This is a genomic window from Bacteroides muris (ex Afrizal et al. 2022), assembly GCF_004793475.1.
GTDB classification, from domain to species: domain Bacteria; phylum Bacteroidota; class Bacteroidia; order Bacteroidales; family Bacteroidaceae; genus Bacteroides; species Bacteroides muris.
Genome location: NZ_SRYZ01000031.1, coordinates 21879 through 42674, shown reverse-complemented (window position 1 = coordinate 42674; position 20796 = coordinate 21879). Strand labels below are relative to the sequence as shown.

Below are 20796 nucleotides of genomic sequence, written 5' to 3'. Positions count from 1 at the left end.
AAAGTCCGGGCTTTGCGCATAAAAAAAGGTTGTGCCAGCATTTTGACACAACCTCTTTCCTTTTGCTTCTGTGTTGAAAGAAAACTTAAATAAGGCTTAAACCCGATGGTTGATGAACAAAACGTTTGCAGAGAAGTTTAGTATATGCAGATTGCGGTTACACACCGATTGGTTGATGTGGATGAGAGTCGTTTCATTCGTAGTTGTTCGTTTGTGAGTGTGTGTTTTCCGCAATCTGCTTTTCCCTTCTCCTTTTAGTTTTTAACTCTTCAATTATTCTCCAGCCACCAGTCTATCAGCTTTCTTGCGATGCTCAGCTTTCGTGGAATTTCGGGCAGGTTGTCTTTGGAATAGAAAGCGGCGGAGGTCAGTTCATCTTCCTGCAGTTTTATTTCCCCGCTTTCGTAGTCGGCAATGAAGCCCACCATCAATCCGCTGGGATAGGGCCAGGGCTGGTTGCTGAAGTAAGTGATGTTCTTTACTTTCAGCCCCGTTTCCTCAAAAACTTCCCGTTCCACACATTCTTCCAGTGTCTCGCCGGCTTCGAGGAAGCCTGCCACCAGTCCGTAGAAGGTTCCGCGGAAGTTCCGGGCATGCACCAGTAGGATTTCGTCTCCTTTGCGTATCAATACGATGATGGCGGTGGAAACGGGAGGGTACATCTCATTGCCGCAGTCGGGACACTTCTTCATGATGGGGGTCTGGTGCTCCATAGCGGTGCCACACACGGGACAGAAGCGGCTGTGCTCGTCCCAGTAGAGTATCTGGAAAGCCTTTCCTGCGGAACGGTACTCGTCTGGCGCGATGTAGTCGTACGATGCTCGCAGGCCTATCATTACCCATTCGTCGGTTTCGGTCACGGGCTGTTCCAAGGCGAATGCACGTACTTGCTTGCCGTTGGGGGGGAACACTTCGTGTATATTACTTCCGGCTTCCGGTGTCAGAGGAGGCTCTATACTGACGGGTACGCTGTATTTTATTTCTCCTTTGTCTGTATATCCTTTTTTCAGCAGCAGTTGGTCTTTGAAGAAGACGAACCACTGCATGCAGGGTTGGGGTTCTGTTGATTTTTCCATTGTTTGTTGTTTTATTATTTTGGGGGGATGAACACGAAAATACAAAGGCACAGAGATTCTTTTCAAATTAATTTCTATGTCTCTGTGTCTCTGTGCTTGCCCCCCTAAATTTCGTTTGCTGTGTCTTTTTCTTGTCGCACATAGACCGTTGACCTTCCCATTCCGCGGCGGCGCAGGAACCCTTGCCGGATGAAGTTGTTCAGTTCGTCTATGGCGGCATGTCTGGTTAGTCCGCTTAGCTGGATGTATTCGTTCTTGTTGATACATACATTCTGCTTGAGGAACAGTTCCAGTTCGGCTTTTCTTGTTTCTTCGGTGGTCTCTACTACTTTTTTCGATTTCTTGGTAGTGGAGTGTACACGTTCCAACGTCATTTTCTTCTTGATGTTGTTGCGGAACGTGCTGCTGATGCGCAGGTGTACGTTTTGGAATTGGACGGATTCGGAGCGGATTTTCTTTTTCTCGTCGTCGGTCTCGCGCAAGCATTTCAGTGAAGTGCTGAAGAATCCGAGTTCTCCCAGCTCCACGATGTTTCCGTTGGCCAGCAAATCGCACAACTCGTCAATGCAGGCATCCAATGCTGCCCCTATCACATTCTTGGGCAGATGTTGGAAAGTTGCGATATGTTCCACAAACTCCTTTTGGGTATAAGTCCTTTTCGGGCAGATACGTGCGTGGAGTGCTTTCTTGTCTTCTTTCCCGTCGGGCGAAGGCGTTTCGTAAAGGTCGTAATACGCGCTCATAAGATATTCATTTTTGTTTATAGCGATAAACAGTTCTCGTCGCTTCGGGGAATTATTTTTGTCGCTAAGCGGATTAATTTTCTTCTTCCTAAAAACTAATCGTCCGACAACTGTTGCGTTATCGTCCAACGGTTGTTTAATTATCGTCCGACAGCTGTCGGACGAAACAGAAATGGGTATGGGACGATTAATTCTTAGTGAACAAAGGTATAAAATATAGTGATACGAAGAGTAGTGTTTGGGGAAGAAAGTTTTAGTTTTCGGCAAAAGAGGGATATTGGGAATGATAATTAGTTTTTGGAAATAAAAAATCCCCCGTTAAGGACGAGGGAACCTAATGTTTTCACAACGGAATAATCCTTATTGTGACTTGCTTCATTTTAGTATGACAAATGTATAAAATAAATATGGAAATACAATGCTTATATTGAAAAAAAAAATACCTTTGAAGAAAATATTCAAAATATAATACTATGAGAACGATACTTGGATTGGATTTGGGAACCAATAGTATAGGATGGGCTGTAATAAACTCTGTAATTAAAGAACAGACCGAGAAAATTTGGATAGAAATGGCTGGCAGTAGAATAATTCCGATGGATGCTGCTATCTTGGGAGACTTTGACAAAGGGAATTCTATATCACAGACAGCCGAAAGAACCCGTTTTAGAGGGGTGCGTCGATTGAGAGAGCGACAATTACTACGCCGTGAACGGTTGCATAAAGTTTTGAAGATTCTTGGCTTCCTGCCGGAACACTATTTAAAAGGAATAGATTTTGAAAAGCATACGGGTAAATTCTTGTCAGGCAGCGAACCGAAATTGCCATGGGTAAAGGATAGATGGGGAAAATACTCTTTTTTATTTCAGACAGCGTTTAATGAAATGTTGGCGGATTTTGCAAAACACCAACCTTCATTGGTTTTTGATGGTAAAAAAATCCCTTATGACTGGACAGTTTATTATCTCCGTAAGAAAGCTTTGACAGAAATGATAAGTAAAGAAGAACTGGCATGGATTCTTTTGAACTTTAATCAGAAACGTGGTTATTATCAGCTTAGAGGAGAAGAGGAGGAAGACAATGCAGGAAAATCAGTTGAATTTTATGCATTGAAAGTCTTGTCGGTGGAAGCGACTGATGAAAAGAAAGGCCGGGATATATGGTATAATGTACATCTGGAGAATGGATGGGTATATCGTAGAAGCAGTAATGTCCCATTGGACTGGGAAGGACGGGTAAAAGAGTTTATTGTCACTACTGACTTAAATCCGGACGGTACTCCAAAGCTTGATAAGTATGGTGAGGTGAAGCGTTCTTTCAGAGCGCCTAAAGAGGATGATTGGATGTTAATAAAGAAAAGGACTGAAGCGGACATTGCCGGTACTCATAAAACGATTGGGAGTTATATATATGATGCTTTGTTGCAGGAGCCACAACAAAAGATAATGGGAAAATTGGTGAAAACAGTAGAACGAAAGTTTTACAAGGAGGAACTGAACTTGATTTTGCAGAAGCAATGTGCTTTTCATGCAGAATTGCAGGATAGAGATTTATACATGAGGTGTATTGAAGCGTTGTATCCAGGTAATGAAGTGCAACGGAGAAATATAGCTAACCGGGACTTTATCTATTTGTTAATAGATGATGTCTTGTTTTATCAAAGGCCGTTGAAAACCAAAAAGTCATTGATAGCTAATTGCCCTTATGAGGAAAATGAATATGTAAACCGCAAAACAGGTGAAATCAAAACAGCTTCGTTAAAGTGTATAGCCAAGTCACATCCTCTTTTTCAGGAATTCCGTTTATGGTATTTCCTTTCCAATATTCGGGTATATCAAAAGGAAAGGGAAGTAAATGGAACTTTACATTTGGATGTGGATGTGACAACGGAGTTTTTGAAAACAGAAGATGATTATGTGGCTCTATTTGATTGGCTGAACTCTCGAAAGGAAATAGATCAGAAAGCTTTTCTGAGATATCCTGCGTTTGGACTGAAAAAGGAAATAAATAATTATCGTTGGAATTATGTCGAGGATAAGTTCTACCCATGTAATGAGACGAGACATGCGATTCTTTCCCGTTTGGAAAAGGCCGGTATTGGTATTGACTTTTTATCTGATGAAAAAGAAACAGCCTTGTGGCATATCTTATATTCTGTAAGTGACAAGCAGGAAATAGAGAAAGCATTGGCGACTTTTGCGGTTAAGAACGGATTGAATGAATCCTTTGTGGAAGTGTTCAAGAAGTTTCCTCCTTTCAAGTCTGAATATGGCGCTTATTCTGCCAAGGCGATAAAGAAGTTGTTGCCTTTGATGAGGTGTGGAAAGTATTGGGATATGTCGTTGATTGATGGTACAACCAAGGAAAGAATAGAAAGGATAATAGCAGGTGAGTGTGATGAGAGTATAGGTGCCAAGGTTAGAGAAAAGGCGATGAACTTGTCGGATATATCTTGTTTTAAGAGGCTTCCGTTGTGGTTGGCTTGTTATGTAGTGTATAATCGTCATTCCGAAGATAAAAAAATAACCAAATGGGAAACCCCTGCTGATATTGATGCTTATCTGGCTGCTTTTAAGCAACATTCACTACGAAATCCTATCGTAGAACAAGTGATAACCGAGACATTGAGAGTTGTCAGGGATATTTGGAAACAGGTTGGGAAAATTGATGAAATCCATATTGAGTTAGGGCGCGAGATGAAAAATCCTGCGGACAAGCGAAAAAGAATGACTACTCAGATTCTGGAGAATGAAAATGCCAATTTACGTATAAAGGCATTGCTTGCTGAATTTGTGAATCCGGAATATGGGGTAGAGAATGTCCGTCCCTATTCATCAAGTCAACAAGAAATATTGCGGATTTATGAGGATGCAGTTTTAAAGGGGGAAGAACAGATTCCGGAAGATATAGATGTGATATTGAAAAAATTCAATACCAGTAAATTACCGACGAAATCAGAATTCTTGCGTTATAAATTATGGCTGGAACAGAAATATCGTTCACCTTATACCGGTGAGCTGATACCTTTGGCTAAATTATTTACTGCTGCGTATGAGATAGAACATGTTATACCTCAATCCCGCTATTTTGATGATTCATTCTCTAACAAAGTGATATGTGAATCTGCTGTGAACAAGTTGAAAGATAATCAACTGGGATATGAGTTTATCAAGAATCATCATGGACAGAAAGTGGAAGTGGGTTTTGGAAAGACAGTAGAAATCTTTTCTGTGGATAGTTACGAACGTTTTGTAAAAGAACAATATGCAAAATCGGGCATAAAAATGAAGAAATTGTTGATGGATGATATTCCCGAGCAATTTATTGAACGCCAATTAAACGATAGCCGGTATATCAGTAAGGTTGTCAAAGGACTTTTGTCGAATATCGTTCGTGAAAAGAATGATAGCGGTGAATATGAACCGGAGGCTGTTTCAAAAAACATATTAGTTTGTACAGGAAGCGTGACGGACAGGCTGAAAAAGGATTGGGGCATGAATGACGTCTGGAATAGTATTGTAAGTCCTCGTTTTGAACGTTTAAATGCTTTGACCGAAACCCAGTGTTTTGGACATTGGGAGAATAAAGACGGAAAAAAAGTTTTTCAAACAGCAGTGCCCCTTGAATATCAGAAAGGATTCAGTAAGAAGCGTATAGACCATCGGCATCATGCTATGGATGCAATAGTAATAGCTTGTGCTACACGGAATCATGTAAACTATCTGAATAATGAGTCTGCAAGCCGGAATGCGAAAATTTCCCGTTATGATTTGCAGAGACTGTTGTGTGATAAGAGTAGGGGGGATGGTAATGGTAATTATAGATGGATTATAAAGAAACCATGGACTACTTTTACGCAAGATGCAAGGGAAGCGTTGAGTGGGATAATAGTTAGCTTGAAACAGAATTTGCGTATAATAAATAAAACAACCAATATCTATCAACATTTTGATGCAAATGGGACTCGTGTTTATGAGAAACAGAAAATCGGTGATAGTTGGGCTATCCGTAAACCGATGCACAAAGATACGGTTTTTGGAGCGGTAAATTTAAGAAAGGTAAAGGTGGTACGCCTATCTGTCGCTTTGGATACTCCTTCTATGATTGTTGACAAAAGAGTAAAAAATAAGGTTCTTGAATTGTTATCATATAAGTATGATAAGAAGAAAATTGAAAAATATTTCAAAGAGAATGCTTTCTTGTGGAAAGAGCTGGATATAGCCAAAGTCGCTGTTTATTATTTTACGGAAAATACTACTGAACCTTTAGTTGCAGTACGTAAATCATTGGACTCAACTTTCAATGAGAAGAAGATAGCATCGGTGACGGATACTGGCATACAGAAAATACTCCTGAATCATCTGAAATCAAAAGAAGGAAAGGCGGAGTTGGCTTTTTCTGCAGAAGGTATAGAAGAAATGAACCGTAATCTTTTACAACTGAATGATGGTAAAGGACATCAGCCTATATATAAGGTGAGGGTGTATGAACCGCGTGGAAATAAATTTAAAGTCGGTGTACTTGGCAATAAAGGTGCCAAATGGGTGGAAGCTGCTAAAGGTACTAACTTGTTCTTTGCTATTTACATAACAGAAGATGGAAACAGAACGTATGAGACTATTCCTTTAAATTGGGTTATAGAGCGTGAGAAACAAGGGCTTGTTCCTGTACCGGACAGAAATGAAAAGGGAGATAAATTATTGTTTTGGCTGTCTCCTAATGATTTGGTATATCTGCCAACCGAAGAAGAGCGGGATTTTGGTAGGATAAATGAACCGATAGATAGGGGGAGGATTTATAAGATGGTTTCATCTTCTGGTAATCAATGCTTTTTTATACCTCAAAGTATATCAAATGCTATTATTCCCACTAAAGAATTAGGTTCTAATAATAAAGCAGAAAAATCATGGGATGGTGAAATGATAAAGAATATTTGTATTCCAGTAAAAGTTGATAGGTTAGGCCGTATTATAGAAGTTAAGTATAGAGTAAATGAATAATATAAAGTTGTTTCAAGAGAAAAAGATTCGTTCCGTATGGAACGAGGAAGAACAGCAATGGTATTTCTCTGTTGTAGATGTAGTTGGTGTATTGACTGATAGTGTGAATCCTACGGATTATCTGAAGAAGATGCGAAAACGGGATGAAGAACTGGCTACTTACCTGGGGACAACTTGTCCCCAGGTAGAAATGGTGACAGATACAGGAAAAAAACGAAAAACGTTGGCGGCAAATGTGCAGGCTTTATTCCGCATCATTCAATCTATTCCTTCTCCTAAAGCTGAACCTTTCAAGCTTTGGTTAGCACAAGTAGGTTATGAGCGTGTACAGGAAATAGAAAATCCGGAATTGGCTCAAGAGCGCATGAAAGAACTATATGAGCAAAAAGGTTATCCAAAAGATTGGATTGACAAACGTTTGAGAGGAATCGCCATTCGTCAGAATTTGACGGATGAATGGAAAGAAAGGGGAATCACGGAAAAAAGTGATTATGCCATTCTTACGGCAGAAATATCTAGAGCAACGTTTGGATTGACTCCTTCGGATTATAAAATATATAAGGGGCTGACGAAGAAAAATCAGAATCTTCGTGACCACATGTCTGATTTGGAGTTGATATTTACAATGCTTGGAGAACGTGTCACAACGGAAATTTCTCAGAAAGAAAAACCAGATACATTTACTAAAAGTAAGCAAGTAGCACAACGTGGAGGAAATGTAGCCGGAGTAGCACGTGAACAAGCTGAAAAAGAGTTGGGTAGAAGTGTTGTTTCTCCTGAAAATTTTCTGTTGGATTCTGATAAACAGAATGATACTTTAGAGCTTCCTTTTCTTGAAAATGATGAATGAATAACTTGTAAAGTCTATATGCTATGATTAAGAAAACACTTTATTTTGGGAATCCGGTCTATTTGTCTTTAAAAAATGCCCAGTTGGTGATTAAATTGCCGGAGGTGGTGAAGAACAGTGCTTTACCCGAAGGGTTCAAACGAATGTCCGAAGTGACTAAGCCAATAGAAGATATTGGAGTAGTGGTGTTGGACAATAAGCAGATAACCATTACTTCGGGAGTATTGGAAGCTTTGCTTGAGAATAATTGTGCAGTCATAACCTGCGATTCTAAAAGTATGCCGGTTGGTTTAATGCTTCCTTTGTATGGGAATACTACACAAAATGAAAGGTTTCGTCATCAACTTGGTGCGTCTCTACCATTGATGAAACAACTTTGGCAGCAAACAATAAAAGCCAAAATAGAGAATCAGACGGTAGTATTGCATGAATGTGCTGGAGAAGAAATAAAGTGTATGAAGGTGTGGGCTGCAGATGTAAAGAGTGGAGATTCTGATAATTTGGAGGCTCGTGCAGCTGCTTATTATTGGAAGAATTTGTTTAAAATAGAAGGCTTTACAAGGGATAGAGAAGGTATTCCTCCTAATAATTTGTTAAATTATGGGTATGCTATTTTGAGGGCAGTTGTTGCTCGTGCTTTGGTGACAAGTGGGCTTCTACCTACTTTGGGAATACATCATCATAATCGTTATAATGCTTATTGTCTGGCAGATGATATAATGGAACCTTATCGCCCTTATGTGGATAGGTTGGTATATGATATATTCAAGGAAGCAGAACCGAATTGTGTTGAATTGACGAGAGAATTGAAAGCGAGGTTACTGACAATTCCTACATTAGAGACTGTTATTTCGGGAAAACGTAGTCCGTTGATGGTAGCTGTTGGGCAGACTACGGCTTCTCTGTATAAATGTTTCAGTGGTGAGTTGCGTAAAATATCCTATCCAGAGATGTGATGGACCGGTTTAGTGAATATCGCATTATGTGGGTATTAGTGTTGTTTGATTTGCCTACCGAAACCAAGAAGGATAAAAAGGCGTATGCGGAATTTAGAAAGAATCTGCAAAAGGATGGATTTACGATGTTCCAGTTCTCTATATATGTTCGTCATTGTGCGAGTTGTGAGAATGCGGAGGTACATATAAAAAGAGTTAAATCTTTCTTACCGGACTATGGAAGTGTCGGAATTATGTGCATTACGGACAAGCAATTTGGAAATATAGCACTTTTTTATGGGAAAAAGACTGTGGATGTGAATACGCCTGGACAACAATTAGAATTATTCTGAAAAAATCCCGCGCAATGGCGGGATTTTTTTAGAAGCAGCATTCTTTTTTTATATTCTAACACTATGTGTAATCGTTTGAATATTAGATTGTTACTTGTAATCAGCTGTTTCCAATGGTTCAAAGATACTAAAATGAAAGCAAATCACAACCCGTTCGCTATACGCGTTCGGCCTTTTCTTGCTGTTTCCAATGGTTCAAAGATACTAAAATGAAAGCAAATCACAACAGTGGGGATGTGTCGGTTTGCTCTGTTGGCGCTGTTTCCAATGGTTCAAAGATACTAAAATGAAAGCAAATCACAACTAACCAAGCTTATGCTGAGAACGTAATCGAGCTGTTTCCAATGGTTCAAAGATACTAAAATGAAAGCAAATCACAACGGAACTTCTACTGGTCTCAAGGTCACTTATGCTGTTTCCAATGGTTCAAAGATACTAAAATGAAAGCAAATCACAACGAAAATGAAGTAATAGATACTATGGTAAATGCTGTTTCCAATGGTTCAAAGATACTAAAATGAAAGCAAATCACAACGGCTAGTTACACTGGTTTACGTGAATTGCAGCTGTTTCCAATGGTTCAAAGATACTAAAATGAAAGCAAATCACAACGGACATAGCTTTGCCAAATTCTACTTATCGCTGTTTCCAATGGTTCAAAGATACTAAAATGAAAGCAAATCACAACAAGCAAGCAGTATTGGATTATAATGATTATGCTGTTTCCAATGGTTCAAAGATACTAAAATGAAAGCAAATCACAACTCAAACCGACCGGACAAAAACTAAACTCTAGCTGTTTCCAATGGTTCAAAGATACTAAAATGAAAGCAAATCACAACGTACTTCTCACATAAACGTCGAACACAAAGCTGTTTCCAATGGTTCAAAGATACTAAAATGAAAGCAAATCACAACGGTTTCGTCTGTGATGAAACCATCTGACAGCTGTTTCCAATGGTTCAAAGATACTAAAATGAAAGCAAATCACAACTTGTTGGTGTTACTTTCTCATATGTCATTTGCTGTTTCCAATGGTTCAAAGATACTAAAATGAAAGCAAATCACAACTTAAAGAATATATTAAAAATAATTTGAATAGCTGTTTCCAATGGTTCAAAGATACTAAAATGAAAGCAAATCACAACACATGAGACATTACCGAAACCCTTTCACGAGCTGTTTCCAATGGTTCAAAGATACTAAAATGAAAGCAAATTACAACGTGTGTGCGTGTCTGTGTGTGTATTTGTTTTCCAAAGATAGTGAATCTTAATAAGAATTTCTCTGATTCTCCTACTATTTTGTATCTTTACACGCTTTTCTTTATACATAAGTACTGACTACAAATAAATCATATTGTGGAAATAACCGAACGCATCCGTCTCCTCCTTTCCGAAATGAACCGGGGAGTATACGAAAAAGAAACCGAGATAAACCTCTCCCTGCTGGTAGCCCTGGCAGGTGAAAGTGTTCTTCTTCTGGGACCTCCGGGAGTAGCCAAGTCGATGGTAGCCAGGAGGCTAAAGTCGGCTTTTACAGATGCCCGTGCCTTTGAATACCTGATGTCCCGCTTCTCTACCCCCGACGAGATATTCGGTCCCGTCAGCATCAGCCGGCTGAAAGAATCCGACAAGTACGAACGTGCCATCGACGGCTATCTGCCCACATCCGATGTCGTGTTTCTGGACGAAATATGGAAAGCAGGCCCTGCCATACAGAACACTCTGCTGACCGTCATCAACGAAAAACTTTTCCGCAACGGCGACAAGGAACTGCGCCTCCCCCTCAAACTGCTCGTAGCCGCCAGCAACGAACTGCCCGCGCAGGGTGAAGGGCTGGAAGCTCTGTGGGACCGTTTCCTTATCCGCATCCTCTGTACCTGCGTCAAGCAGGAGGAGTCTTTCTACAAGATGCTGCTGGACGATTCTGCCGACCATCCGGAAACGACTGCCTGCGAATGGCAAATCTCCGACCGCGAGTATGCCGAATGGCAAGCTGAGATACGTCGCGTGACCTTGCCTCTCGATGTTCTTTCCTGCATCACAGCCATCCGTCGGGGCCTGACAAGCGTGGAGATGCAGGACTCGGACCTGCACCGTAATGTATACGTCAGCGACCGCCGCTGGAAAAACATCGTGAAGCTGCTCAAGACCTCCGCCTTTGTCCACGGCCGCACAGAAGTCTCCCTGACCGACTTGCTTCCCGTTTACCACTGCCTATGGAGTGAGCCTGATGAGAGCCTTGCCATCCGTGACATCGTTATCCGTGCCTTGTTCGTGCCCCACACAAAGCAGATTGCCGGTATCGCCTCCTCGCTGAAATCCGATTTGAAAGTCAGCCATGTGCGCGAAGCTCTCGACAAGGCCCGCCTTGCCGGCGACCGTAGGGATGATGACCTGCTGATAACGGACCACTTCTACTACCAGGTGGAGAAACATGGTACGGGCAACACCTACATCTTTATCGTGGACTACAAGAATCTGAAGGAGTATAGCGCCAAAGATGCTCCCACCTTGGGCGTAATGTATGCCGATCCTTTCAATCCCAAGCGTACTATCATCCGCGCCTTTGCCGATACCGGCGCCATGAAAGAGAAAGGCACCGAACGCGTCACCCTCTACCGCGACGACAAGCATCTCTACATCAATGGTGTGCGCTTCCCCATGCGGCGCCTGCAGCGGGGCGAGGAGCAACAACTCTGGCTGGGAAACCTCTCCATCACCGACCGTGATTATGAGACGGAACTGGACACTGCCGCCGCCGGCATAGACCGCTTGGTGAGAGACTTGTCCGACAACCTTTTCGTCTCCGAAGAAGACAAAAAGAGCGTAGCGCAATACGTCTCCATCGTCCGCAAGGAAATAGCTTGGGCGCGTGTGGACATGCGTAAACTGAGATATGGAGACGAATAATCCTCCGGTAACCGAGAAGAAGATGAACACCACCGCTACCCGATATGACGCCGCCTTCTACGTGCAGGCACTAGACCGCTTCGTAGCTACCGGAGAGTGTGCGGAGACGGATACTGAGCCTTTGTATGCCTATCTTCTTTCTGTGATGAACGACTCTATGGTCAAGGTGCAGGTGCTAAGTGATGAACTCTGTGCCCGTATCTTTTACGACACCATGATTCAGTTCATACAATTGAATTTGGATAAGGAGAAATATAACTTCAGGAAAAGCCAGTCGGAACGGAATGAGATGAAACTCGTGCTGGAATGGTCCATAGCAAAGCGGAAAGACGGCTGGCAAGCCTTGCTCCAGCAGATTTCCGACAAATACCGGAAGTACGGCTTCGACTCCCGCTTCTATCGTAGCCACTTCGGCACCGAAGGAGGGCATGCGGACGATGAAGTCTGGGAGAAAATGGTGGATGACTGGGAAGGCGCTTTCCAATTGAAGATGCACGAAGAAAAGGAGAAAGAGATAGCTTTCCGCAAAGACGCCCTCGAGCGCAGACTCCGTTCCAATCTGAAAGACATCCCCGAGTACGTCCGCCAGAACCGGGTGGACAAGGACGAATTCTTCCAGACTTGGGGCATGATGAGCGGTCTATGGAATACCGTCGACTTTGAACGTATACGGAAAATCGTGCGTATCCAGCGGTCGTGTCCCGAGATAGTGAAAGTGGCCCGCAAGATGGGGCGTATGGCAGATGACGAAGGACGTGAGCAAATCCGCGTTGCCGAGGGAAATGTCTACAAAATGGAGCACTCCTCCAAATGCGACATTCTGGGCATCAGCACCGGCAACGACCTCAATGCCCTGCTTCCCATTGAGCTTGCCCATTCCGCTGACAGCGAACTGGAAGATTTGTTCGTCTACAAATACCTTACTCGCAAGCTCCAGACCTTCCGTTATAAATCGGAAATCATGCAGCCTGCCCGGCGCATCGAAACCAAGCCTGCCCGTCCCAAAGGTCCGATGATTGTCTGTCTGGACACCTCGGGAAGCATGGCTGGCAAGCCGGAGAAGATTGCCCACTCCCTGCTGATAAAGCTCCTGGAGATAGCCGACCGTCAACGGCGGAACTGCTTTCTGATAGCCTTTTCCGTCTCCATTCATCCGATTGACGTAAGGAAAGAGCGGGCAAGGCTGCTCGAATTCTTCTCAAAGACAGCTTGCGGGGATACAGATGCCACCCGTATGCTGGAAGCCACGTTCCGCCTGCTCAAAGGAGGCAGGGAGTATATGAATGCCGATGTGCTTTGGGTCAGCGACTTCAAGATTCCTCACTCTTCACCTGCCTTTATGGAGGAGATTCGCCGTTGCCGGGAAGCCGGTACGCACTTCTACGGTCTGCAGATTGGTATCACGGACAATGAGTGGACACCGTTCTTCGACCGTATCTATCGGGCGGGATACATTCCTTCGCGGAATTACTGAAATAGGGTTTGCCCTGAAAGCGTGCTTATTGAAGGCTATGTTTCAGCAGTAAATATCTGCCTGCCACTTGCACTCCCATTTCCCGGCAGGTCGGTACTTATTTAAAATAGCCGTTAAAATCTTCTTATTCATCGTTTATCCGTGGTTCTTTTTGCAAAGTTATACAAAAAGAAGAATCGGCATATGATTGGTAATCTTTGAAAAGAAAACGGATGTGGAAGATAACTCCGTTAAAGGGTTTCCTGCTTCAGCGCTTCCACAAACCGGTCTATCTCCTGTAGTTTCGCCGGGATGTCGATGCCTTGCGGGCAGTGCGGGTTGCATTGGCCGCAACCGGTGCAACGGTTTGCCTGGCGAAGGCGGGGAACACTGCGGTCGTAGCCTATCAGGAAGGCGCGGCGTGCCTCGCGGTAATTCTCGTCCTGGCTGCTCTGCGGCACGTTGCCCTCGTTGATGCAGCGGTTGTAGTGCAGCAGGATGGCTGGAATATCCAGTCCGTAGGGGCACGGCATGCAGTATTTGCAGTCGTTGCACGGCACGGTGGGGTATTGCAGCATTCGTCGGGCGGTATCTTCCAGCAGGGTACACTCTTCTTCCGTACATGGAACAAGCGGGGAGAAGGTACGCAGGTTGTCTTGCAGATGCTCCATGTACGTCATTCCGCTTAGTACGGTCAGCACATCGGGGAAAGTACCTGCGAATCGGAAGGCCCAGGAAGCTACGCTCTCCTGCGGACGGCGTTGTTTCAGACGTGCCATCAAGTGGTCGTTCAGGCGGGATAGGCGTCCGCCCAGCAGCGGCTCCATGATGACGGCGGGAATGTTTCGCTTCGTCAGCTCGGCATATAGGTATTCGGCATCCGTGTTGCGGGTATTCACTTCTTTGGCATGCCGCCAGTCCACGTAGTTCAGTTGGATTTGTACGAAGTCCCATTTCAGTTCGTCGTGGCGGGAGAGCAGGTAGTCGAATACTTCGATGTCTCCATGATAGGAGAATCCGAGGTTGCGGATGCGTCCGGCTTCGCGCTCTTTCAGCAGGAAGTCCAGCATGCCGTTGTCCAGATAGCGGGAGTGGAGGGCTTCCATGCCGCCCATGCCGATGCCGTGCAGCAAGAGGTAGTCGATGTAGTCCACTTGCAGGTCGCGGAAAGAACGGTGATACATGGCAAGAGACTCTTCGCGGCTGTGCGTGCCGGGACTGAAGTTGGACAGCTTTGTGGCAAGGAAGAATTTCTCCCGTGGGTGGCGTTTCAAGGCAATGCCCGTGGCGCGCTCCGACAGACCTTGCACATAGGCGGGGGAGGTGTCGAAATAGTTCACTCCGTGGGCAATGGCATAGTCTATCAGGTCGTTCACGGCTTCCTGGTCTATTTCGTCTCCATTTCCGTCGGCACGTTTCCGGGTGGGCCATCGCATGCATCCGTATCCCAGCAGAGAAACCCGGTCGCCCGTGTTGGGATTGGTGCGGTAGGTCATTTTGTCGGTTGGTATCTCGCCCAGCGCGGCCGATTCGCTGTCACCGTTGTTCTTGTTGCCCGAACAGCCGTATAGGGCTGCTGCCGAGGCAAGCGTTCCTGCACCGGCGAGTTTGAAGAAATCGCGGCGGTTTATCTTGTTCTTATTGTCTTCTTTCATTGTGATAGGACTGAAATTATAAATGGATATTAGGGTGATAAACTTGCTTCAGACAGTTCTGTGCATCACATGGCCTTCCACATAAATGGCACTGAACGGACGCGACGGACAAAGGTTCTCGCATGCTCCGCATCCGATGCAGCGTTCGGTGTTGACTACCGGTATCTTGATGGAGGTTTCGTCTTCCGGGTCTGAAGGAACCATCTGTATGGCACCGGCCGGACAATGGCGGGCACAGTTCCCGCATTCCATCTTGTCTGTGATGCAGATGCAATTCTCCTTAATCCATACGGCATGACCGATTTGGACGGCCGATTTCTCGGCGAGGCTCGTCAGATGGATGGCATCGGTAGGACACACCTCCGCACACTTGGCGCATTCGGGGCGGCAGTAACCGCGTTCGTAGGACATTTCCGGCTGCATCAGTTTTGTCAAGTCCGAAGAAGGACGGAGCACTTGGTTGGGACATACCGATATGCAGAGCTGGCAGGCTGTGCAGTGTTGTGCAAAGTGGCGGGCGCTCAGTGAGCCCGGAGGAGTGATGGGAGTGGCGCGCTTGGGGATTTTCTTGTCCTCGATGACAGCCAGTCCGCCGTCCACTTTCTTCTCCTGCGCCTTGAGGGCTGCCGTAGCAGCAAACACAGCAGTTGTAGAGAGAAATGCGCGGCGGGTGTCGTTTACCTGCTCCGGTGCCACGGAGGTTTCCCGGGAGACTGCAACGGAGGCCGGCTTGCGGCGCGTGTAAGTGATGGCACCTTTCCTGCACTTGTTGATGCAGTCCATACATGCCACGCAACGGCTGTAATCTATTTCGTGTGCCTTGATGTTGATGCACGATGCCTTGCAGTTGCGGGCACAAAGTCCGCAACTGTTGCACTTCTTTGTGTCAATCACCGGTTTCAGCAAGGAGTGCTTCGAGAGGAAGCCAAGCACTGTACCTACCGGACAGATAGTGTTGCAATAGGTACGTCCGCCCCGCCATGCCAGCACGATGAGGACTACCAGAGTGACCGTGGCAATCAGCAGGGTAGTGAGACTCTTCATCCATACATCCGTTTCATAGAAGGCATAGCTGTCTGCACGTTCGGCCAGGTAGGCCAGTCCGTTGTTTGCCCACTGGTAGAGCGGGGAGAAAAGGCTGGAAACGATGCGCCCGTATGAGCTGTAAGGGGCCAGTAGCGCGACAAAAGAGTTCAGCCCGCCGACGATGGCAAGTACGAATACTCCCAGCACGCCGTAGCGTAGCCATTTCAATGCGGGCGAGTAGCGGAAACGGTTCTTCTTCCGTTTGGCGGAGAGCCGGGAAACAATGTCCTGGAATACTCCCAACGGGCAGATGACGGAGCAGTAGATGCGTCCGAATACCAAGGTCAGCACTGCAAGAAACAGCACTACACCGATGTTCAGTGCCAGCACGGCCGGCAGGAATTGTATCTTCGCCATCCATCCGAACCAGGTATGCAGTGTTCCCGTGAAGTCGAGGAACAACAGCGTGATGAGTGCGAAGAAGATGACGGCAAGGGTCAGTCTGATGGTACGTAGCATAAATGTATTGTATAGCGGTTAGTATTCGTTCTTTATACCTTTTTTCCCATCTCGTAGGCTTCGTGCATGGAAGGCTTGTCGTTTATCTCGCCCACCTTCCAGGCACCCACGCCATAAATGGTGCCGCATTCTTTGGGCTCTTCCAGGCAGTCGAGGAAGCCACGGAAACCATCGATGGTACGCTCCATCATGGGGACACTTTCTTCGGCGGCGGCGATGATGAAGTAGAACTCCTTGTCCTTTATTTCAAGGTAGCGTGCGCAACAACGGTCAATCAGTGTCTTCATCTGCGCGCTCATGGTGTAGAAGTAGACGGGGGTTGCCATGACGATGACGTCGGCGGCAATCATCTTTTCCACCACTTCGGCGGCATCGTCCTTTTGCGGGCAGGGTTTGCCGTACATGCTGCATACGCTGCATCCCGTGCAGTAGTTGATGTGCTTGTCTTTCAGGAAAATCTTTTCTACTTGATGTCCGGCCTCTGCGGCACCGCGCATGAATTCGTTGCACAAGAGGTCGGAGTTTCCATTCTTGCGAGGGCTGGAGGAGAGGATTAATACTTTTTTGCTCATATTCGTTGATCGTTAGTTAGTAAATGATTACGTGCTGCAAAAATAGGCAGATTTTATGAGAACGGCAGTATACACATTACGGTTGTTGTTACCTAAATTACTGATTCATTCCAAAAGTATCTCCCGTTCGATGCCGGTGTCTTTCAGAAACTCCCGGTCGTGGCTGATGGCAATTACGGTGCCGGCGTAGTCGCGTATCGTTGCCGTTATTATTTCTATACTCTCGATGTCCAGATTGTTGGTGGGTTCGTCCAGAATGAACATATCCGGGGTATTGTCGGCAATCATCAGGCAGCAGAAGGAGAGGCGCATCTTTTCTCCGCCACTCAGTTTGCCGCACGGCTTGTTCCACACGTCGCGGGGAAAGAGGTAACGGTTGAGGATGGTTTTCACTTCATGTTCCGGCAGGTGGCGGTGGTTGAAAGCTTCTGCTTGTTGGAGTACGCTGCGCTCATTACGGACGAGGGAGTATTCCTGGTCCAGATAGACGGAGGTGAAGTCGGCACGCTCCATCACTCCGTCGGTGTGGTGCAATTCGCCCATGATGAGTTTCAGCAGGGTTGTTTTTCCACTGCCGTTTTTTCCTTTCAGGCTGAGGCGGTCGCCGCTTCTCAACTGGAAGGTGAGGGAGGAAGACCAGAGCTCCTTTACTGCCTCCGGACGGGTTGTCTCCATAGGAGAAGCCGCGAGGCTGGGATAATGAAAGTTGACGTCCTTTGCCTTGACCAGAACTTTCCCCACATGCAGATGAGAGGCATTGAAGTCTGTTTTCAGCTTGTCCGTCTGCGACAGTAAACTTTTGATGCCTGCCATTTCCGTCTGCAGCTTTTCCGCTTTCTCCGCATGTATGCTGCTGAGTCTGCTACTGCTGTTTTCCGCATTGTTTTTCAGTGCTCCCATCATGATGCGGGGAATCCCCTTTTTAATGGAGTTTTTTTCTCCCCGCACATTCTGTTTGGCCTTCCGTTCTTCTACTTCGCGTGCCACTTTGCGGGCAAGGCGCAGGGCTTTCTGCTTCTCTTCCAGTTGTTGGGTAAGGGCTTTCTGTTGCAGGGCCTTCTGTTTTTTGTAGAAGTCGTAGTTTCCGCTGTAATACGTCAATCCCTGGGAGGAGAGTTCGCAGATGGCAGGCAACTGATTCAGTAGCGTGCGGTCGTGACTGATGACGAGCACGGTAGCCGATGTCCGTCGTATCAAGTTATACAGACGTTCCCGTCCATCCGCGTCCAGATAGTTGGTCGGTTCGTCCAGCAGGATGGCTGTTGGGTTGTGCAACTCCATGCCTGCTAGGAAGATGCGGGTCTTTTCGCCGCCGCTAAGTCCTTCCATCGGACGGGAGAGTGGGATACCGTCCAGTCCCCAGCTGTCGAGAGAAGCCTGGGCGCGTTCTTCCACGTTCCAGTCATCATTGAGCGTATTGAAGTGCTTTTCGGTAGCGTCACCGCTTAGGATGGCATGCAGGGCAGATAGCTTGTGGCTGATTCCCAAAGCTTGTGCTATTGTCTGCCGGTCGTATTGTCCGAAGTGCTGGGGCACGTAGTACAGATGTTCGGGGCGTAGCACCGTTCCCGAACTTGGTGACAAGTCTCCTGCCAAAATGCGCATGAGGGTAGACTTGCCGCAACCGTTATTTCCGGTCAGGGCTATTTTATCTCCGGAGTTGATACTCAAGTGGAGGTGTGAAAACAAGATTTCCTTATCTGCATGGATATAGCTAAGGTCTTTGATGATAAAGCTCATAAGTTTCTACTGTGTTTTTAGAAGTAAGAATGATAGGGGAGATGCAAGCATTCCCCGAAATTGAAATTCTCGAAGGGGAGGGGTACGGACAAACACAGCATTGGCTAAACATCTATATAGGTGATGCTCAGCGTTCAGTCTGAAAAAGCATGTTGATAGTGATGTTTACCGAAACGTGTTGTCTTTAGTCGGATATTCTCATCGGTGGAATTAATTGGTTAGTGGGCGCAAAGGTAATGATTTCCACTGAATAACAAAGGCTTTTTGCGATATTAATATCGTGTCGGCAAGAAGTTAATATCGTGTTTGCAAGAAATTAACTTCCTGCAGACACGATGTTAATACTTTATTGGTTCTGTTACTTCATGGCCGAAGCATCGAACGAGAGTGGCAGTAATTCTCCCACATTCTTCAGCTCGTAGATTCCCTTTTTGCCATACAGCAACACCCGCATTGGCTGCTTGAAGCGCTTCTCCGTTTCGAGCATCACTTGCCGGCAGGCGCCGCAGGGCGGGATGGGAGACTCCAGGAACTCGTCGTGCTCGTTGCGTGCGGCAATGGCGAGGGTGGTTACTGCCTGGTCGGGATGTTGGGAGTTGGCATAGAATAGGGTGGTGCGTTCTGCACACAGCCCGGAAGGATAGGCGGCGTTTTCCTGGTTGGTGCCGGTCACTACAATACCGTTTGCCAGTCTGGCTGCAGCTCCTACCGAGAAGTGGGAGTAGGGGGCATAGCTGCGGTTGGTAGCCTCGCGGGCGGCATCCATCAGTTCGCGGTCGGCGGCATCCAGTTCTTCATAGTCGTATATCTTGACGGCGATTTCGATATTCAATTCTTTCATAAGGCAAGGGGTTATTATTTGTAATTAATGTTACAAAGATAGGAAAGAGATTGGTTATTTCAATTCTTTTACGGACTTTTGTGCAAAACTCAACATTTTAAGCATGAAACGGATTTTCAGACTGACTGCTATCATAGCATTTCTTTTCATTTCCATTACAACAGTGCAGGCACAACGCCGGAATGCCCGCTACAATGAGTATATCAAGCAGTATGCCCCCCTTGCCGTGGAGCAGATGCAGCGTCATAAGATACCTGCCAGTATCACACTGGCGCAGGGATTGCTGGAGAGCGGTGCCGGATACAGCGAGCTGGCACGCAAGAGCAACAACCACTTCGGTATCAAGTGTGGAGGCAATTGGCGTGGACGGACAGTGAGGCATGATGACGATGCCCGCAATGAATGTTTCCGCGCCTATCGCCATCCGAGGGAATCATACGAGGATCATTCCGATTTCCTGAAACGGGGAGCACGCTATGCCTTTCTTTTCAAACTGAAGATTACGGACTATAAAGGCTGGGCGCGTGGCCTGAAGAAGGCCGGTTACGCTACCGATCCGTCGTATGCCAACCGCCTGATAACCATTATCGAGGATTATGAACTGTATAAGTACGACAGCCGTGGCATGAGCAAGCGCGATGCCCGCAGTTGGGAGAGGGAACTGAAAAAGAAGCCCTGGCTGGCCAATCCGCATCGGGTATACATAGCCAACGATATGGCTTATGTGGTGGCACGCAACGGAGATACTTTTCAGGTCTTGGGCAAGGAGTTTGGCATCAGCTGGAAGAGGCTGGTGAAATACAACGACCTCCATAAGGAATACACGCTGGAGGCGGGAGACATCATCTACTTGAAAGAAAAGCGCAAGAAGGCTGCCAAGCCCCATACCGTCTACATTGTGAAGGACGGCGATTCCATGCACACCATTTCCCAAAAGTACGGCATCCGCCTGAAGAACCTTTATAAGATGAATCGCAAGGATGCGGAATATGTGCCGGAAGTTGGAGACCGCTTAAGATTGAGATGAGGCGGTGTGCCTATAGGAGCGTATAGGGATGGGTATATATCTGAGATGTCATTAAAAGGCTTTTAATATCACATTGAAAGGCTTTCAATAG

Annotated in this window: 14 protein-coding genes and 1 CRISPR repeat array; of the genes, 7 read left to right on the top strand and 7 right to left on the bottom strand. The window is 46.0% G+C overall.

What is annotated here, in order from left to right; translation table 11 throughout:
• Positions 1-269: 269 nt before the first annotated feature.
• Both nudC and E5355_RS13040 read right to left on the bottom strand, forming a co-directional pair.
• Positions 270-1076, bottom strand: a complete 807-nt coding sequence (gene nudC, locus E5355_RS13045) for an NAD(+) diphosphatase (RefSeq protein ID WP_136010689.1) — start codon at positions 1074-1076, stop codon at positions 270-272.
• A gap of 104 nt (positions 1077-1180) precedes the next feature.
• On the bottom strand, positions 1181-1819 hold the full coding sequence (locus E5355_RS13040) for an HU family DNA-binding protein (protein WP_136010688.1): 639 nt from the start codon (positions 1817-1819) through the stop codon (positions 1181-1183).
• 473 nt (positions 1820-2292) lie between these two features.
• Here E5355_RS13040 and cas9 point away from each other — a divergent pair, with 473 nt between their 5' ends.
• From cas9 to E5355_RS13010, 6 genes are all read left to right on the top strand, one after another.
• Entirely contained in the window at positions 2293-6819 is a 4527-nt protein-coding gene (gene cas9 / locus E5355_RS13035; protein ID WP_136010687.1) for a type II CRISPR RNA-guided endonuclease Cas9, read from the top strand.
• Positions 6812-7669, top strand: a complete 858-nt coding sequence (locus E5355_RS13030) for a BRO family protein (protein WP_005832239.1) — start codon at positions 6812-6814, stop codon at positions 7667-7669. The genes cas9 and E5355_RS13030 overlap by 8 nt, the downstream gene beginning before the upstream one ends.
• A gap of 23 nt (positions 7670-7692) precedes the next feature.
• Positions 7693-8625 carry a type II CRISPR-associated endonuclease Cas1 gene (gene cas1 / locus E5355_RS13025; protein ID WP_005832238.1) on the top strand — a complete coding sequence of 311 codons (933 nt, stop codon included), beginning with the start codon at positions 7693-7695 and terminating at the stop codon, positions 8623-8625.
• Positions 8625-8957 (top strand): CRISPR-associated endonuclease Cas2, encoded by a 333-nt coding sequence (gene cas2, locus E5355_RS13020; RefSeq protein WP_005832235.1) that lies wholly within the window; start codon positions 8625-8627, stop codon positions 8955-8957. The genes cas1 and cas2 overlap by 1 nt, the downstream gene beginning before the upstream one ends.
• A 103-nt stretch (positions 8958-9060) precedes the next feature.
• A CRISPR array of direct repeats spans positions 9061-10182; the repeat unit is 47 nt; unit sequence GCTGTTTCCAATGGTTCAAAGATACTAAAATGAAAGCAAATCACAAC.
• A gap of 136 nt (positions 10183-10318) precedes the next feature.
• Positions 10319-11872 carry an AAA family ATPase gene (locus E5355_RS13015; protein ID WP_136010686.1) on the top strand — a complete coding sequence of 518 codons (1554 nt, stop codon included), beginning with the start codon at positions 10319-10321 and terminating at the stop codon, positions 11870-11872.
• 22 nt (positions 11873-11894) lie between these two features.
• Complete coding sequence (locus tag E5355_RS13010; RefSeq protein ID WP_136010691.1) at positions 11895-13346, top strand: hypothetical protein; 1452 nt, start codon at positions 11895-11897, stop codon at positions 13344-13346.
• A 230-nt stretch (positions 13347-13576) separates the two neighbouring features.
• On the opposite strand, the gene E5355_RS13005 is transcribed toward E5355_RS13010, so the two are convergent.
• The 5 genes from E5355_RS13005 to cdd all read right to left on the bottom strand — a co-directional run bounded on the left by E5355_RS13005 (position 13577) and on the right by cdd (position 19678).
• Positions 13577-14980, bottom strand: a complete 1404-nt coding sequence (locus tag E5355_RS13005; protein WP_136010685.1) for an aldo/keto reductase — start codon at positions 14978-14980, stop codon at positions 13577-13579.
• Between the two features lie 48 nt (positions 14981-15028).
• Positions 15029-16525, bottom strand: coding sequence for a 4Fe-4S binding protein (locus tag E5355_RS13000; RefSeq protein ID WP_136010684.1), 1497 nt, complete (start codon positions 16523-16525; stop codon positions 15029-15031).
• 32 nt (positions 16526-16557) lie between these two features.
• Positions 16558-17097, bottom strand: coding sequence for a flavodoxin family protein (locus E5355_RS12995; protein ID WP_136010683.1), 540 nt, complete (start codon positions 17095-17097; stop codon positions 16558-16560).
• A 105-nt stretch (positions 17098-17202) separates the two neighbouring features.
• Positions 17203-18837, bottom strand: coding sequence for an ABC-F family ATP-binding cassette domain-containing protein (locus E5355_RS12990; protein WP_136010682.1), 1635 nt, complete (start codon positions 18835-18837; stop codon positions 17203-17205).
• Positions 18838-19195: 358 nt separating this feature from the next.
• On the bottom strand, positions 19196-19678 hold the full coding sequence (gene cdd / locus E5355_RS12985) for a cytidine deaminase (protein ID WP_005837423.1): 483 nt from the start codon (positions 19676-19678) through the stop codon (positions 19196-19198).
• Positions 19679-19781: 103 nt separating this feature from the next.
• Between cdd and E5355_RS12980 the strand changes: the two genes are divergently transcribed.
• Positions 19782-20705: a glucosaminidase domain-containing protein gene (locus E5355_RS12980; protein WP_136010681.1), complete on the top strand. Its 924-nt coding sequence runs from the start codon at positions 19782-19784 to the stop codon at positions 20703-20705.
• Positions 20706-20796: the final 91 nt, after the last annotated feature.